A 16,695-nucleotide genomic window follows, 5' to 3' on the forward strand; every position below is an offset into this window, starting at 1 on the left:
TGTCGGTATGTCGAGCGTCATGAAAAAGAGGGCCTTGCGATCAAGGTTTGCAGCCTAGATCGTCAGTCGTAAAGGAATGATTTAATCAGTATATTCGCCAATACTACTTCATCTATATTGGACACGCCTCTTTTACGGCTGCATCGCAGAATCCCCTGCGTCACTGCGACGCAAGCGTCTCCAGATAGGCCTGCGTTTCTTTCCTCTCCTCAGGATTGATAAGACCGGCGGACTCACCAGGATTGGCGATTGCTCCATACCCTTCCGGCCGCGGCACGTTGCCGTTGCCTTTTCCAGGCCCGGTCTTCATTGCATCAATCAAGGGTGTTCCGGGCCCAACCGCACAAGCCGATAGAGCCAGAAGCAAAAAAAGGCATCCTCCGAGAGCCGGCATGTTCCGCTTGCAGATCAATCGTTCCTCCACAACTTTGGCTCCTTGTCCTTTCCATCGTCACAAAGTTACTCTAGCCAGAGCGCATGACTGTAGATTGAAATCCAATCGACGGAGCTGTTACCTTGTGTCATAAATAGCCGATAGTTCAAAATATCGGCGAAAAAATAACAAGATAACGCGATTTAATAACAAGGGCTCGCTGGCCTTCCCTGGGCCAAACGGGGCAAAAAACCGGAGGAAGATCCTGCCTATGGCTGATGACCGCGACCATCCCATGTTGCAGTATATCATCAACAACCCGGAGGCCTTTGCACAGAATCTGGCAAAGACACTCGAGCAGGCAGGCAAGGCATTGGCGGCCTATATCGAGCCCCGGGAACAAGGCAAGATCACTCACGAGTCAACCGACGAGTTGACGGGTGTCGTCAAAACCCTCGCGCAGGTTGGCGAGTATTGGGTGTCAGATCCCCAGCGCGCCATCGAAGCACAGTCGCGCTTGTGGAGCGGCTATATCGACCTCTGGAATTCCTCACTGAAGCGGATGATGGGCGAACCATCGGCACCGGCAATCGAAACGCCGGTCCGGGACAAGCGCTTTGCCGATCCGGAATGGGAGAAGAACCAGTTCTTCGATTTCATCAAGCAGCTCTACCTGATCACAAGCAAATGGGCGGAGGACATGGTCCATGACGCCCAGGGGCTGGATGAACACACGCGTCATAAGGCCGAGTTCTACGTCACACAGATTGCAAACGCCGTCTCTCCCTCGAACTTCGTTCTGACGAACCCGGAACTGCTGCGCCTGACGCTGGAAAGCAATGGCGAAAACCTGGTCAAAGGCATGCGGCATCTGGTCGAGGACCTGAAAACCGGCAAGGGCGACCTCAAGATCCGGCAGACAGATCCGACCAAGTTCAAGCTCGGAGAGAACCTTGGCACTACCCCCGGCAAGGTGATCTCGCAGAACGACGTCTGTCAGGTGATCCAATATTCGCCGTCTACCGATGAGGTCCTCAAACGCCCTCTGCTGATCGTTCCACCCTGGATCAACAAGTTCTACATTCTCGACCTCAATCCGGAAAAATCCTTCATCAAGTGGGCGGTGGACCAGGGACACACCGTATTTGTTATCTCCTGGGTCAATCCGGACGAGCGGCAGGCTCAAAAGAGCTTTGAGCACTACATGAAGGAAGGCATCCTCAATACGCTCGACCTGATCAAACGGGCAACCCGACAGGAAGAGGTCAATGCCATCGGCTATTGCGTCGGCGGTACTCTGCTTGCAGTCACGCTCGCCTATATGGCGAAGATCGGTGACGAACGGATCAAGACAGCAACTTTCTTCACCACGCAGGTGGACTTTACCTTCGCTGGTGACCTGAAGGTATTCGTCGATGAAGAACAGATCTCGGTACTTGAAAAGAGGATGGCCGAGCACGGCTACCTGGACGGCTCGAAGATGTCGTCTGCCTTCAATATGCTGCGCTCAAACGACCTTATCTGGTCATACGTGGTCAACAACTATCTGAAAGGCAAGGACCCCTTCCCGTTCGACCTGCTTTACTGGAATTCCGATTCCACGCGCATGCCAGCCGCCAACCACTCTTTCTACCTGCGCAACTGCTACCTGGACAACAAGCTGTCCAAGGGTGAGATGGAAATCGCCGGAGAACAACTTGATCTTGCCAAGGTCGAGATCCCGATCTTCAACCTGGCAACGCGTGAAGACCATATTGCCCCACCGAAATCGGTCTTTCTTGGCTCAGGCTGCTTTGGCGGTCCGGTCGATTATGTGCTGGCCGGCTCAGGTCATATCGCTGGTGTGGTCAACCCGCCTGCCAAGAATAAGTATCAGTTCTGGACGGGTCCTGCTGCCAAGGGCGCGCTGGAAAACTGGCTCAAGAATGCCGAGGAACATCCCGGCTCCTGGTGGCCATACTGGGATCAGTGGATCCGTTCGCACGACGACACCAAGGTCAAGGCCCGCAAACCGGGTGCAAACCGGATCAAGATCCTGGAAGATGCACCGGGATCGTATGTGATGATGAAGGTGTGACGCGCGCAGGCTAGTCAGCAAGCATCTACGTGCAATGAGTTTTCAGCCGAAATGTGCGTCCAGAGGTGTCAGCGTCATCGCTAGCAGCTTGCCGAACTTGCTCGCTTCCATTGGACGTCCGAAATGGAAGCCCTGCACGACTTCACATTGGCAACTGGCGAGAAACGCCTGCTGCTTTGCCGTCTCCACGCCTTCAGCCACAACACAAAGACCGAGTTCCCTGCCAAGAGAGATGATCGCCTTTGCGATACAGCGGTCACTCTCGTCAAAGTCCAGATCGCTGATGAAGCTGCGGTCAATCTTGAGCCTGGTCAGCGGAAAGATCTTCAATGCGGTAAGACTTGAATACCCCGTTCCGAAGTCGTCTATCGCAAGTTTCACGCCCAGCCGGCGGAATTCGTCCATCAGTTCAACGGCCTGCTCCGCATTCTGAATCAACAGGCTTTCCGTCAGTTCCAGCTCCAGATACGTTGATCCGAGCCCCGTTTCCAGCAACGCCTCACGTACGTCCGAAATCAGGCTGTCGTCCCGGAATTGGCGGGCGGACACGTTGACGCCGACCGTAATCGGCAACAGGCCATTGTCCTGCCATTCCTTGTTCTGCCGGCAGGCTTCTCGCGTCACCCATCTGCCGAGCGGCACGATGAGACCGCTTTCTTCAGCCAGAGCAATGAACTCGCCAGGCATCATGCGCCCGAGGACAGGATGCTGCCAGCGGACCAGCGCTTCTGCACCCACGATACGTCCACTGACGAGATTGTACTGTGGCTGATATTCGAGGAAAAACTCGCCGTTATCGATGCCCTTCCGCATTTCTTCCAAAAGCGTCAGTTTGTTGACTGAACGTTCCGGACGGGTCTTCTCGTAAACCTTGTAGCTGTCACGCCCGGCGGACTTGGCTTCGAACATGGCCTTGTCGGCATTGCTCAGCAGCTTCGCCGCACAGTCCGCATCCTGCGGGTAACAGGCGGCCCCTATGCTGCAGGTAACGTGGAAAGACAAATCATCAATGTGGATCGTCTTGGTAACCTCGTCGCGCAACCTCGTCATGAATTCATTCAGAGCGGGTTTCAGCGCCGACTCGCCATCGACGATCAGGACAAACTCATCCCCGCCGAACCGGATGGCTTGATGTGTGCCGGTGTGAACGGACATGATGCGCTCGGCGATAATCATCAGGACCTGATCGCCGATCGCATGTCCAAAGCTATCGTTGACGAACTTGAAATTGTCGAGATCGACAAAAACGACGGCAACGGGATCTCCGGTTCTGTCGCTTTCGGAAACCTTTTCTTCCAGCTTGGTCTTGAACTCCTGCCGGTTGGGCAGGCCGGTCAGAACATCATGGTTCGCCAGATAGCGAATCTTGCGTTCGGCACGGTCACGCTCAACGGCCACTGATGCCAGCCGGGCCGCCTCGAACGCCAGTTTCAACTCGTGATCGGTCGGGCTGCGAGCCGACCTTGTGTAGAGTCCGAAGGTGCCCAGAACCTTGCTATCCTTGCCGAAAAACGGCACTGACCAGCAGGATCGCAGATCAAAGGGCGCAATGAGATGGCGGACATCCTCCCAGAGGCTGTCTTTCTGAACATCCTCAACAATAACGCTTTCACGACGGAAAACAGCTGTACCGCATGACCCCATTTTGGGGCTCACCGGTACACCGTGCGTCAGGTCCAGGTATTCCTGTGGCAGGTTGGGCCCCGCGGTCGACAAGAGCTTTTCGCCGGCGTCGTCCAGCAGCATGACCGACCCCATGACACCGTCCAACTGGTCTTCAATGGTCAGCACCAGGGTTGTCAGCACCTGTTCCAGCGGCTTGCCCGCAGCAATTTCCTGAAGAACCTTGTTTTGCCCCTGCTGCAGCAGCAAGGCTCTCTTGCGATCAGTGATATCCCTGGACAAACCGATGATGCCGACAACCTCACCTTTGCTGTTTGTCACCGGATACTTGGAAGAGGAAAACCATTTCCGTTTGCCGTTTTCCAGAACCAAGGGTTCTTCGAAATCGATGCGCGGAATATTCGATGCCATGATTTCCTGTTCGATGGCATAGAATTTCAAGCCTGCCTCTTTCGGCTGAAGGTCCAGATCCGACTTGCCGATCAATTGAGAAACGTCTTGCAGTCCAACATCAAGTGCAACTTGGAGGTTGGCCATAACGAAGCGAGAGCTCCGATCCTTCACGAAAAGGTAATCGGAAACCTCGTTCAGCAGCGTATGAAGTGAGACACTGCTTAGCCGCAGTTCATCGCTTGCGGACAACGTCGCAATGCGGTTCAGTCGGTCCAGCTCGGAGCCCAGAGACGCAATAATCTCGCTGTTTTCAACGCCCCTTTCATCCTGGCTCGTATGTAAGACCATGCCCCAACCCAATTGATAGAAATTAACGCACTCAACAATTAGTATGTTTTTACTGATTTCAGACTAAAAAACAATGAATCGAATAGAAGGCGGCTCGGTTAGCTTCTTGACTATTTATTATTCATCCCTGAAGCCGGTCATTACGGCCGAGCTCTTTGAGGATACACCGAATCCTCCGCGTGACGTCGCACTCAATACTTGCTCGCACCACGTGTCCACATTGGTAAATTTACGGAAATTGATGTTGCTTGAGACAGATTGTCATTTGCCAAGCACCCATGTCGCCGAGTAAGATTGACGCCTATCTGAAAGGCTGGCTGCGGCATATGCAAACCTCACGACGTCACTTGAGTCCCCTTGCCCGTCCGGCATTGAAAAATGCCAATGGCCCGAAGGCTCCCGTTCTTTTGCCGAAAGCTGCATCGGGCAAACCTGCGCCAGCTCTTTCTACTACGATGAAGATCGTTGCCCCAGGCTTGCTGACCGCCGCCTTGTGGTCGCAGGTCTGGCTTGGAATTTGGGGCGCGCTTCTGGTTGCTGTCGGCGTTCTGGCATGCGTCATCATCCTTCCGGGGCTCATCGGAGAAACCGGCAAGACAACATCCTGGGCCAAACAGGTGAGCTTCGGCGAAAAGGTCTGGCTGAACAGGTTGTTCCTCCCGGTCCCGGCCACTGACAGCACCAGGTTGACGACGCTTTACCTCGTCTTCTGGATGGGGGGGATGATCGCCCTGCTTGGTGGCTTCCTGATGTCGCCGATCCTCTCGCTGACTGGCCTGACCGTCGCACACGCGGCCCAGTTCGTCAGCTTCGTCAAGCTGGTCCAGCTTTACCGGACCATGAAGGACAAAACCGCGCTTTATCGCTTCTGGACGGCCGTTCCGCAAAACGACAATCTCCCGAAAACCGTCGCGCGCAGCAACCGTCGCTAAACCTGCTTCGCTTTAAGCACCTGTCATCGGGAAATAAGCAAGTTCAGTCGGCAGTGCTCAGGTCAAGGCTCACAACAGCGACCAACCCGAGGCAAGCCAGAGCGACCAGGTGGTCCGTGCGCGCGAGTTCCAGCTGATCATTTTGTTGCTGAACGTCGAGCACCCAGTCCCTGCCAGTGACAAACCTTTTCAGCCCCGCCAGCAACCCGGCCCTCTTGCCGTTTGATTGATCCCGGTGTTTGCGGGTCAATGTTCCCGCGAGATTACCGTTTTCGACCAACACAAATGCTTCCGCATCACCGCCAAGCATGGTTCGAACGGTCTGTTTGGCAATGCTTTCAGGATCGGTAATTTCATAATGCGCACAGCTCCTCGGCAGCTCAAGTTTCCAACCCTGCTTCAATGATCCGCGTCCGGCGATGTGCCCCGTCCTGACACCGGCATCGGAAATCAGATCCCAGCTTCCGGTTCCGGCCTTGGCCGTGCATTCGAGCAACCAATCAGGCCTTTCACGCAAGTGAATGCATGTGACGCCTCTCATATGCGCCTTGTCCAGTTCAAACACGATCGCAGGAGTGCCTTCAAGGCTGTGATCCCCCGAGAACACCTTGAACTGTCGGGCGACACCGGGCGGCAAGGAAATGCTGCCCGGCGTTTTCACAAACCGCAAACTGAGGACCTTCGCCATGTTGCAGCCCTGCTCTGGTCTAGCCAGCCTATTTGCACTTCTCGGCAAGCAGGCCAATGTAGGTCAATGCGACGCTTGCACCGGCAATGGACGTGATATCCGCATGGTCATAGGCCGGAGCGACTTCGACGACATCACCGCCCACGAAGTTCAAAGATCCCAGTTCCCGCAGCACCGAGAGCGCTTCGCGAGATGACAAGCCACCTGCAACCGGTGTTCCCGTACCGGGAGCAAAAGCCGGGTCCAGACAGTCGATATCGAAGGTCATGTAGGCCGGTCCGGTCCCCACACGTTCCTTGATCCTTTCGATCACGCCACTGATGCCCAGGTTGTCCATCTCGTAGCCGTAAATGATATCCAGCCCGCAAGTTTCGGGCGCGTGGGTCCGGATGCCGATCTGGATTGACCTGTCCGGATCGATCAGACCTTCGCGAACGGCTCGTCCGGTAAAGGTGCCATGGTCGATCCTGTCGCCTTCATCGTTCCAGGTGTCCTGGTGGGCATCGAACTGCACCAGGGCAAGCGGTCCATGCTTGGCCACATGGGCCTTAAGCAACGGATAGGTGACGAAATGGTCCCCGCCAATGGAAAACAAATGGGCGCCTGAGGCGAGAATGTCGGCCGCCTGGGCCTGAATGTGCCCCGGGACGTCGGCGTTGCGACCATAATCGAAAACACAATCGCCATAGTCCACGCAGGCGAGAACCTCGAAAGGATCCATGTCGAACGGATATTGCGGATCGCCATCGAAAATGGCGGATGCACGGCGAACACCCTGAGGCCCGAACCGGGCGCCGGGGCGGTTGGAAACGGAAGCATCGAACGGGATGCCCCAAACGGCCAGGTCAATCCCCGTCAGATCGCGGCTGTAGCGGCGGCGCATGAAAGACAGTGCCCCAGCATACGTCGGTTCATGCGAACCGCCCTTGATCGATTTACCCAGAAATGCGTTGTCGGTTTCCCGAGGCAATTCTGCTGACATGACAATTTCCTTGAAGTCTGGTGTGGCAGGATCTTGGTGTGCCGATCCGGATCAATCGGCACGGACTGCCGGGTGTGTCATTTACCGGACACCCGAGGACGGTGCTTCAGGTTTTACCAGCGAAGTCCCCTCCCGCCAATCCCGGCCGGCGATGCCCGTTGGTAGCACCTGCGATTGTGTTCATCCCCTTTGAAGGGGGCTGATCCGGATGCGGTTCTTGTCAACCGGTGGTACATGTCGAAAGATTGCATGATCTTTTCAGCCTCCGACCAAAGGAAATTGTCATGAGCGACAACGGCCAACACGACCATGCCGACGGCGCTTCCCACGGTCATTCTCACGGTCACAGCCACAACCACGAACATGGTCACGATCACACGCCGGAAGTGACCGACAGGAACGCGCGCGCCGTCGCGTGGGCCGGTTTGCTGATCGCGGCCTTCATGTTTGCCGAACTGGTTGGAGGCTGGCTTGCAGGATCGCTGGCACTGATGGCGGACGCCGTCCACATGGTAACGGATGCCGCTTCGCTGGGACTGGCCTGGTGGGCGTTCCAGCAATCCAAGAAACCGGCAGATGCCCGGCTCACTTATGGCCGTGACCGTTTGCCGGTGTTGATTGCCTTCGCCAATTCCATTTTCCTGCTGGTGGTAACAGGCTGGATCTGCATCGAAGCCGCCGGGCGATTTATGACGCCTGAAACCGTGCTTGCAGGACCGATGTTCGTGATCGCCGTCATCGGTCTTTTGGTGAACATAGGTGCGTTTTTCATCCTTCAGCGCGGTGGTGACGGATCGCTCAATATGCGATCCGCTATCCTGCACGTGCTTGGCGATCTTCTCGGCTCGGTTGCAGCGATTGCCGCCGCCGTCGTGATCTACTTCACGGGCTGGTATCCCATTGATCCGATCCTGTCAGTTTTCGTGGCTCTGCTGATTGTTCGCTCCGCTGTCACGGTCATGCGCCAGTCCGCCCATATTCTGCTTGAAGGAGCACCGACTGACATCGACAGGGAAACCTTGAAAACCGATTTGCTGAACGCAGTTCCCGGCCTGGAAGATGTCTATCATATCCATCTCTGGTCGCTCGCAGAGGGCAAGGTCAACGCAACCATGCATGCCACGTTGAAGCGGGAAGACAATGCGGAAATCGTGCTCAGGCAAATTCGCGAGCGGTTGAAAGCCCGGCACGGAATCGGCCACGTAACCATCGAGACAAGCGAACGCTCTTGAGGGTCCAGGCCTGGACTTAGGCCCCGAAAACAGCGGCGGCCAAATATTCGGCCCGTTTACGCAGGATTATATCTTGGCAGGTAAGGTGCGGGTCTGATGGCTGGCTATGACAGAAATTCGGCGCAGGATCCGGCTCCTCCGGCTTGGAACGCCAGAAGCGAAAACACCGCTCCTTCGGACGGTGCTCCAGCCATATTTACGGTCTACGTGTGCCTTGCCATTCTGGGAACGCTTGTTGCCCTGGGCGGTGCCCTGTCTGCCGCGACCGGCTTCGGTTCGTAATCCTCGCTCGCCACGCACCCCAGTATCCTCGGGCATATTCCTCGGCCGTCTCGAAAAAGTGTCTGATTCCCTCTGGCAAATACGGTTGAGCCGTTGTCGCCTTCGGCCCCCGGGACTAAAACGGGAAACCAAACCGGCAAACGCCGTTCCATTTCCATGAGGATTTCCTGCCGTGGCAGACAAGACCCAGAAGATCCTGCGCGGCAGGCTGCTCTCCTTTTCCGCGGCCCCCAAGGGACCAGACGATACGCAGGCCTACAGGTATATCGAGGACGGCGCCCTGCTGGTTCGGGACGGCAAGATCGCGGCCAGAGGAAGCTTTCAGGACGTAGTTTCCGTTTCAGGTGAAGGAACGGCCGTGATCGATCACCGGCCGCATCTGATCCTTCCCGGCTTCATCGACACGCATATTCATTTTCCGCAAGCACAGGTGATCGCGTCCTGGGCCGATCAACTTCTGGACTGGCTGAACGACTACACCTTCCCAGCGGAAATGAAGTTTGCCGACAAGGCGCACGCGAACCGGATCGCAGCCGCCTTTTTCGACGCGCTTGCCGCCCACGGCACCACCACGGCGTCCGCCTATTGCTCCAGTCATCCTGCCTCGGTCGATGCTTATTTCGAGGAAGCGGAGCGGCGCGGCATGCTGATGCTGGGCGGCAAGACAATGATGGACCGGAACGCGCCTGCCGACCTGTGTGACACCGCTCAAAGCGGCTATGACGACAGCAAGGCTTTGCTGGAGAAGTGGCACGGGCGCGGACGGGCGCATTATGTCATCACTCCGCGCTTCGCTATCACGTCGACGCCCGGGCAACTTGAAGCCGCCGGAACGCTTTTGAAGGAACATCCTGACTGCCATTTGCAGACGCATATCAACGAGAACCAAAACGAAATCGCCTACACGCTGGAGCTCTATCCGGAAGCGGTAGACTATCTCGGCGTTTACGAAGGGTATGCTCTGCTTGGCAGCAAGACCTTGCTCGGTCACTGCATCCACATGAACGAGCGGGAACTGGGTGTCATGCGGGAGACCGGCTCCGTTTCCGTATTCTGCCCGACATCCAACCTTTTCCTGGGCAGTGGTCTATTCAACAAGGCCGGGCTGGAGCAAGCCGGCGTTCGCACGGCCATTGCCACCGATGTCGGCGGCGGCACCAACTATTCGATGCTGCGAACCCTCGATGAAGGCTACAAGGTGCTGCAGCTCCAGCGCCAACGCCTCCACCCGCTCGCGTGTTTCTTCTGGGTTACGCTCGGCAATGCCGAAGCGCTGTCCCTGCAAGACAGGATCGGCACCCTTGAGCCCGGCACAGACGCCGACCTGGTGGTGCTGAATGCGCGGGCGACCCAGCCGATGGCCTTGCGGATGGAAACTGCCGAAACACTGTCGGAAGAGCTTTTCGTGCTGCAAACCCTTGGTGATGATCGTGCTGTCGTTGAAACCTATGCTGCCGGAACAGCCCTGAAGTCGTGACACTTTGGCCGGGGCAAACAACATGCCCCGGCTTTCGGCCGCATCAGCCAGCGTGCCCTGCCCGGAAAGAGCGGAACAGGAGCAGACTGAACCCGGCAGCCGCAAACAGGGACAACGCCAGAGCTGTACCACGATAGACAGAAGCAAAACCGAATTCCTGGATGGGCATGGTCAAGAGTAGCGGCGAGACGACCTGCCCCAGAAACATCGCTGTCGTCACGATTCCCGAAACACTGCCACGCCGTTCCTCAGGCGCGACTTGCAAGGCAAGCAGCAGAAACGACGGCTGGACCAGAGAATAGCCAGCCCCAACCAGTGCGGCCCCACCAAGGATGAGCGGCCAGATGGCCTCAACCGAAAGAACAGCGAAGCCCAGCCCCATCAACGCAAATCCGGCACCAAAAGACGCTGACAGACCCAGAAGCGTGCTGATCCGCCGGTAGGCCATCGCAACGATGCCTCCGGTGAGCGTTAGTGCACCGAGCCCCATCGCTGTGCCCGACGCGCTCTCAAGGCCGTTTTCCTCCAGATAAAACGGCAACTGGCTGGGCATCAGGAAAAAGAACATCACGGTGACCATTGTCAGAAAGCCCACGGCCAGAGCGGGAACGAACCAGCCTTTTCGTGGCACAGCGACCTGGCTTGCCGATCTGTCGACAGAGTTTTCGCGCCGGGTGTTCCGTTCCCGCTTCAGGATCGGCAGCAGAAATGGCACAAGCAGAACCGGCAACACGTAGACCAGGAACGGCAATCGGGGGGACAGTCCCGCGAGCCAACCGGCAAAGCCGATGAACAGGAACCCACTGAAATTGACCGCCGCGGTCTGACAACCCATGAAGGCACTTCGGCTCTGACCGGAAAACAGGTCTCCTACCAGTGCAACCTGGGCTGTCATCGTCATGGCGACAGCAACACCCAGCAACAGTCGGCTGATCAGGATCGACTGCAGATCCGGCAGATATGCGCCTGCGCTGCCGGCCAGGGCAAACAGCAGAACGCCGAACAGCAGCAGCGGCCCTCTGCCAAACCTGTCAGCCGCAAAACCTGCAAACGGTGCGATCAGAACAACCGAGAGAGACGGGGCTGCGACCAGGAAGCGAGTCAGATAGGCCGCGCCGGGTTCATCCGGGAAACTTGCCTCAAGCGCCGGCAAGGCCGGGCTTATAGTGGCATTGGCCATGATTTTCAAAGTAGCCGTCATCAGCAGCGCGATTGCCGCCGTTTCCAGCCAGAGCGGTCGCCCCGATGATGAAGCTTTATCCGACATGATTGTTTTTTCCTTGCGTTTTGAAAGCCAGGAGCACAGCCTACAAATTCAAGTCGACTTGAGGTCAATAGATGAAATTCATGGATATTTCCGAAGTGTCGAAGCAGACCGGCATCGCAGCGTCCGCCATTCGCCACTATGAGGAAAAAGGCCTGATCACGTCGGTGGGGCGCCGGGGGCTGAAACGTCTGTTCGGGCCCGACGTTCTGGACCAGCTCGCGCTGATCACCCTTGGCAAGACCGGCGGGTTTTCACTGGAAGAGATCAAGGCGATGTTCGGTCCTGACGGTCGACCCGCCCTCTCCCGGCCAGGCCTTCACCAGAGAGCGGATGAACTCGACAGGCAGATCCAGACCCTGGAAGCTCTGCGCGACATGATCCGTCACGTCGCCGACTGTCCGGCCTCCTCACACATGGAATGTCCGAAATTTCAGCAGTTGATCCGGATCAGCGGACGTAGAAACCGTGGCGAACGGGTTCCTTGGCCACCAAAACCAGCCGGATCGATTTCCGGACGCCGCAGGTCATCACCGTCTTGAAAAGAACAAGATGAGCTGACGTGCCTGCCGCTGGAAGAGCCCGCGTTTTGGTGGCTTTTCGTGATGTTCTTCGACCGACCGAATGACACCACGCACGATCAGGATGGCGGCAACCCCGAACAAGATACCACCGGCCGCCTGTCCGATCAGAACCCCGGGCGCTCCGTATAGCATTCCACCGAACCAGACAAAGGGAATGGTGCCGACGGTGTGCCGCCCCCAGTTGAGCATGGTGGAATAGAACGGACGGCCCAGGTTGTTGAAACAGGCATTCGCAACGAAAATCGCGCCGTTGAAAAAGAAGGCCAGAGCCAAGGGGCCGCAGAACAGATAAATCAGGGTCAGGGCGACGCCATCCGCTTCAAACAGATGTGCAATCGGACCGCGGAGCAAGAACAGAACAAGTGCGGCAAAGCCGACCACAAGTGCCGTAAACAAAAGCGCTTTGCGCAACGTGTCACGAACCCGGTCGAACCTGCCGGCCCCGTAGTTCTGGCCCACAATCGGTCCGACAGCCCCTGACAGGGCAAAGATTGTTGCAAATGCCAGCGGTGTCATACGGGCGACCACCGCCATACCGGCCACGGCCTCCTCTCCGAATTCGGCCATGGACCGGGTAACCCAGGCTTGCCCGACAGGTGTCGCAAGCTGGGTCAGAATGGCAGGACAGGCAATTGCCGCAATCGACGGCATATCCCTGAAAAGAGCCATAGGACGCGGCAGAGCCAAACCTCCGTGGAAACGAAAGATCGGCGCGAGCGCGAAAACGGCAATGGCAACCCGAGAAGCTGCACTTGCTATCGCAGCACCCGTCAGCTCCAGGTCGAACCCGAAGATCAGGATCGGATCGAGCACCGCATTCACAATGCCTCCGATGATGGTCGACATCATTGCCCAACGGGCATCGCCATGCGCCCTCAGAACGGCGCCGCCCGCCATACCAAGCAACAGCAAGGGCAAGGTCGGTACGATGATCGCCAGATAATGAACCGCAAGATCGTGCGTTCGTCCTGTTGCACCGATCAACGTGGCGAGCGACCCCAGGGAAAACCAGACGGCCACGGCAAAGATGGCGCTGAAGAGAACGCCCACTGTCAGGGCATTGGAGGCCTGCTGCCTTGCACCTTCTCTGTCCCCTGCCCCCAGAGCCCTGGACACAAGCGCCCCCGCAGCAATGGCAACCCCGATGTTGAACGAGGTCGTGAAGAAGAGGATCGCGCCGGCATATCCGACGGCCGCCGCCAGTTCCGCCTTGCCCAGCATGGAGATGAAGATCATGTCGACAAAGTCGACCGCAAAGATCGCCATCAGGCCAACAGAAGCGGTCAGGGACATCACGGTCACATGGCGAAACAGACTGCCGGACAGGAATTTTGCCTCTGTCGCGGGCTCCTGATCTTTCACACTCGAATTCAGCGGTTTGTCCTCGTCATGCATGACACCAAACGATCTAAAGCCCTAGCAGGTATCTATGCCAACAAAAAACCCGCCGGAGCGATCCGGCGGGTTTTTCGAACTGGTAACTTCCAGATCCAGCGATTAACGCTTGGAGAACTGGAACGACCGGCGTGCCTTGCGCTTACCGAACTTCTTACGTTCAACAACGCGGCTGTCGCGGGTCAGGAAGCCGTTCTTCTTCAGAACGCCACGCAGTTCCGGCTCGTAATGGGTCAGAGCCTTAGACAGGCCGTGGCGCACGGCGCCAGCCTGACCGGACAGACCACCACCGGTAACCGTTGCGATAACGTCGTACTGGCCTGCACGGTCGGTCAGCATGATCGGCTGCTGAAGGATCATCTGAAGAACCGGACGAGCGAAATACTCGGTGTAGTCCTTCTTGTTGACCACGATCTTGCCGGTGCCCGGCTTGATCCAGACGCGGGCAATAGCGTCTTTACGCTTGCCAGTTGCATAGGCCCGGCCATTGGAGTCCAGCTTCTGGACATGGACCGGAGCTTCGGGGGCAGCGGTTTCGACCGCGCCGCCCAGTTCTTCCAGGGATTGCAGCTCAGCCATCGTTAAGCCCTCTTGCCATCATTCTTTGCGTTGAGGCCCTTGACGTCGACGAGTTCCGGCGACTGAGCTTCATGCGGGTGGGTCGGACCAGCGTAGACCTTGAGGTTCTTAAGCTGCTTGTTGGACAGAGGACCGCCCGGCATCATGCGCTGTACGGCTTTTTCCAGAACGCGTTCCGGGAAACGGCCTTCCAGGATGGCACGAGCAGTGCGCTCCTTGATGCCGCCCGGATGGCCGGTGTGCCAGTAGTACTTCTTGTTGTCGTACTTGCGGCCGGTGAACACAACCTTGTCGGCATTGATGACGATGACGTTGTCACCAGTGTCAATGTGAGGCGTGAAGGTCGGCAGATGCTTGCCGCGCAGGTGATTGGCGATGAATGCGGCAAGACGGCCGACAACCATTCCTTCTGCGTCGATCAAGATCCACTTTTTCTCGACCTCAGCCGGCTTGGCAGAGAAGGTCTTCATGAGATTGATCCGTACTGGTCGGTTAAAGAAAAGGCCCGCGCGGCCTGTATCAAGCCAGCGAACGGACCAAAATTTCGTTCGGTGGCGCTTATACGCTTACCCGGAATGGGCGTCAAGAACCTTATTTCTCACAACGTTCTATTTTTCTGTTATTTTTCAATTACTTAAAAAAACGGTATCATAGTACCGTATATTTTCGCCTGTTTGAGCGCGCCAGTCTCCTGCAATTCGAGGCGTCCCGAGAATTTCTCAGCACGCTTTACCCCAAATGGAAGCTGGATTGCGCTGTTTGTTGGCCTCGAAACACATTCTAAATTTGCAGCTTACCTGGCAGATCCCGGCGACGATCAGGCGAACATCCGGGATCAACACCAGCTGATCGGGGCGCCGTCAGCGCGGCGGTACGGAATATGTAGCCGTCGCGTGGGCGACGAGTTCTTCCTGCCCCTCACCTGCAATTGAGCAATCAACCACCGCAAGACGCTTGCCAAGCTTCAGGAGCCGGCACGTGGCAAGAAGATCGCCCGCGTCCGGTTTGCGCAGGAAGTTGATGTTCAGGTTGGTGGTGACCGCAAGCGCCACCGGGCCGATGTGAGCCAGAATCACGACATAGGCGGCAAGGTCAGCCAGCGCCATCATAGAAGGACCGGACACAGTGCCACCTGGACGCAGATGCAACTCGTTGGCAGACAGGCGTACCACCGCTTCTCCGGGTGAAACACTGTCGATCGCGTAAACGCGCCCACCGGCATGGATTTGCGGGAACTCTCTGTCCAGCATCTCCATGATTTCCGTACCTGTCATTACCGGCGTCATTCAGCCTCCCCCCTATCCTTCTCATTTTCCGACCGTAATCTGATTTCATCTTACGTTTGCGTCAATTTGTTTCTTGAGCAAAACCATATCCGGTCACACAAGTGCCTCACTTCAAACCTTTGTCGGGTTGCCTTCCTTTTTCAGACAAAGGGGTCGTCCGTTGACCAAACTGATTTCAGCTTTAAGCAAAGTGTTTTCCGTTCGAAGTTTTCGCTCTTTGCCCCCGCTTGTAGCGGTGGTCTCTGCCGTGATCTCACCTCAGGCCGCCCTGGCCGAGGTCAGAAACTATCTCTACACAAGCGCGGGTGCGTTCTCGCAGACGCAGTCTCTGCTGACCAATCCAGATCTTTCCGGAGTACAGATCCTCTACAACTGGAGAATGCTTGAACCTGAAAAAGGGCATTACGACTTCTCGGCAATCGAACGCGATCTGGCCATTGCTGAAAAGTATGACAAGGCATTCTTCCTTCAGCTTCAGGACCGTTTCTTCTCCGAAGATGCCCGCTACCTGCCGGACTACATTCTGGAAGACCCTGTTTATGCAGGTGGCCTGGCCCGTCAGGTCGATGACAGCGAAGCTGAAAACCCAAAGCCGGAGGGCTGGGTCACCGTTCAGTGGAGCGACGCCGTTCGCGGCCGTTTTCAGGCCCTTTTGACCGCCCTCGCGGAGAAGTTCGACGGCCGCATCGAAGGCCTCAACTTGCCGGAAAGCTCCATGGATATCGATAGAGCAAAGGATAAGACAGGCTTCACCTGCGATGCCTATTTCGATGCGACCCTGGAGAACATGGCCTTTGCCCGAAGCGCCTTCCAGAAGTCGCAGGTGGTGCAATACATAAACTTCTGGCCCTGCGAATGGGCAAACAGCGAAGGCTATATGCAGCGCAGTTTTGAGAAGGCAGCAGAACTGGGCATTGGTCTGGGTGGGCCGGACATCGTTCCAAACCGAAAGGCGCAGATGAAAAACTCCTACCCTTTCTTCCACCAGTATCAGGACAAATTGCCGGTGATCGCGATGGCGATTCAGGAGCCCACCCTGCAATACGTCAATCCGGACACGGGCAAGGCGTTTACCCGGTCGGAATTTGTCGAGTATGCCACCGGATATCTCGGGGTCGACATCATCTTCTGGAGCGCATCGGCTCCCTGGCTGCAGTGAAGCCTGCAGCACGATTGCAGC

The 16,695-nt window shown here is 56.8% G+C and carries 16 protein-coding genes; 7 read left to right on the plus strand and 9 right to left on the minus strand.

From position 1 onward, the window contains the following. Positions 1 to 160: 160 nt before the first annotated feature. Entirely contained in the window at positions 161 to 322 is a 162-nt protein-coding gene (locus AC2A6O_RS01030) for a hypothetical protein (protein ID WP_498925395.1), read from the minus strand. Positions 323 to 644: 322 nt separating this feature from the next. Between AC2A6O_RS01030 and AC2A6O_RS01035 the strand changes: the two genes are divergently transcribed. Continuing rightward, on the plus strand, positions 645 to 2,450 hold the full coding sequence (locus AC2A6O_RS01035) for a PHA/PHB synthase family protein (RefSeq protein ID WP_148587126.1): 1,806 nt from the start codon (positions 645 to 647) through the stop codon (positions 2,448 to 2,450). A 42-nt stretch (positions 2,451 to 2,492) separates the two neighbouring features. On the opposite strand, the gene AC2A6O_RS01040 is transcribed toward AC2A6O_RS01035, so the two are convergent. Next, positions 2,493 to 4,814, minus strand: a complete 2,322-nt coding sequence (locus AC2A6O_RS01040) for a sensor domain-containing protein (RefSeq protein ID WP_498925396.1) — start codon at positions 4,812 to 4,814, stop codon at positions 2,493 to 2,495. 278 nt (positions 4,815 to 5,092) lie between these two features. Here AC2A6O_RS01040 and AC2A6O_RS01045 point away from each other — a divergent pair, with 278 nt between their 5' ends. Then, positions 5,093 to 5,746 carry a DUF6653 family protein gene (locus AC2A6O_RS01045; protein ID WP_498925397.1) on the plus strand — a complete coding sequence of 218 codons (654 nt, stop codon included), beginning with the start codon at positions 5,093 to 5,095 and terminating at the stop codon, positions 5,744 to 5,746. A 43-nt stretch (positions 5,747 to 5,789) separates the two neighbouring features. Here the strand turns inward: AC2A6O_RS01045 and AC2A6O_RS01050 are convergent, their stop codons facing one another. Further along, the gene (locus AC2A6O_RS01050) at positions 5,790 to 6,434 is read right to left on the minus strand and encodes a hypothetical protein (RefSeq protein WP_498925398.1); all 645 of its coding nucleotides are present in this window, start codon (positions 6,432 to 6,434) and stop codon (positions 5,790 to 5,792) included. A 28-nt stretch (positions 6,435 to 6,462) separates the two neighbouring features. Beyond that, the gene (gene speB, locus AC2A6O_RS01055) at positions 6,463 to 7,416 is read right to left on the minus strand and encodes an agmatinase (protein ID WP_498925399.1); all 954 of its coding nucleotides are present in this window, start codon (positions 7,414 to 7,416) and stop codon (positions 6,463 to 6,465) included. A 284-nt stretch (positions 7,417 to 7,700) separates the two neighbouring features. Here speB and AC2A6O_RS01060 point away from each other — a divergent pair, with 284 nt between their 5' ends. From AC2A6O_RS01060 to guaD, 3 genes are all read left to right on the plus strand, one after another. Further along, positions 7,701 to 8,648 (plus strand): cation diffusion facilitator family transporter, encoded by a 948-nt coding sequence (locus tag AC2A6O_RS01060; protein ID WP_498925400.1) that lies wholly within the window; start codon positions 7,701 to 7,703, stop codon positions 8,646 to 8,648. A gap of 96 nt (positions 8,649 to 8,744) precedes the next feature. Next, positions 8,745 to 8,930 (plus strand): hypothetical protein, encoded by a 186-nt coding sequence (locus AC2A6O_RS01065; protein ID WP_498925401.1) that lies wholly within the window; start codon positions 8,745 to 8,747, stop codon positions 8,928 to 8,930. A gap of 172 nt (positions 8,931 to 9,102) precedes the next feature. After that, positions 9,103 to 10,407: a guanine deaminase gene (guaD, locus tag AC2A6O_RS01070; RefSeq protein WP_498925402.1), complete on the plus strand. Its 1,305-nt coding sequence runs from the start codon at positions 9,103 to 9,105 to the stop codon at positions 10,405 to 10,407. A gap of 43 nt (positions 10,408 to 10,450) precedes the next feature. Here guaD and AC2A6O_RS01075 read toward each other — a convergent pair whose 3' ends face one another. After that, positions 10,451 to 11,674, minus strand: a complete 1,224-nt coding sequence (locus AC2A6O_RS01075) for an MFS transporter (protein WP_498925403.1) — start codon at positions 11,672 to 11,674, stop codon at positions 10,451 to 10,453. Between the two features lie 71 nt (positions 11,675 to 11,745). Here AC2A6O_RS01075 and AC2A6O_RS01080 point away from each other — a divergent pair, with 71 nt between their 5' ends. Continuing rightward, positions 11,746 to 12,213 carry a helix-turn-helix domain-containing protein gene (locus AC2A6O_RS01080; RefSeq protein ID WP_498925404.1) on the plus strand — a complete coding sequence of 156 codons (468 nt, stop codon included), beginning with the start codon at positions 11,746 to 11,748 and terminating at the stop codon, positions 12,211 to 12,213. Here the strand turns inward: AC2A6O_RS01080 and AC2A6O_RS01085 are convergent. The 4 genes from AC2A6O_RS01085 to AC2A6O_RS01100 form a co-directional block, all read right to left on the minus strand. After that, positions 12,202 to 13,650, minus strand: coding sequence for an MATE family efflux transporter (locus AC2A6O_RS01085; RefSeq protein WP_498925405.1), 1,449 nt, complete (start codon positions 13,648 to 13,650; stop codon positions 12,202 to 12,204). The two genes, AC2A6O_RS01080 and AC2A6O_RS01085, sit on opposite strands and share 12 nt — an antisense overlap. Positions 13,651 to 13,752: 102 nt before the next feature. Continuing rightward, entirely contained in the window at positions 13,753 to 14,229 is a 477-nt protein-coding gene (rpsI, locus tag AC2A6O_RS01090; protein ID WP_148587136.1) for a 30S ribosomal protein S9, read from the minus strand. Between the two features lie 2 nt (positions 14,230 to 14,231). Continuing rightward, entirely contained in the window at positions 14,232 to 14,699 is a 468-nt protein-coding gene (rplM, locus tag AC2A6O_RS01095) for a 50S ribosomal protein L13 (protein WP_006935155.1), read from the minus strand. A 390-nt stretch (positions 14,700 to 15,089) separates the two neighbouring features. Beyond that, positions 15,090 to 15,515 carry a PaaI family thioesterase gene (locus tag AC2A6O_RS01100; protein WP_148587137.1) on the minus strand — a complete coding sequence of 142 codons (426 nt, stop codon included), beginning with the start codon at positions 15,513 to 15,515 and terminating at the stop codon, positions 15,090 to 15,092. Between the two features lie 247 nt (positions 15,516 to 15,762). Here AC2A6O_RS01100 and AC2A6O_RS01105 point away from each other — a divergent pair, with 247 nt between their 5' ends. Further along, on the plus strand, positions 15,763 to 16,674 hold the full coding sequence (locus AC2A6O_RS01105) for a hypothetical protein (RefSeq protein WP_498925406.1): 912 nt from the start codon (positions 15,763 to 15,765) through the stop codon (positions 16,672 to 16,674). Positions 16,675 to 16,695 lie beyond the last annotated feature (21 nt).

It is taken from the genome of Labrenzia sp. ATLA3, assembly GCF_057180185.1.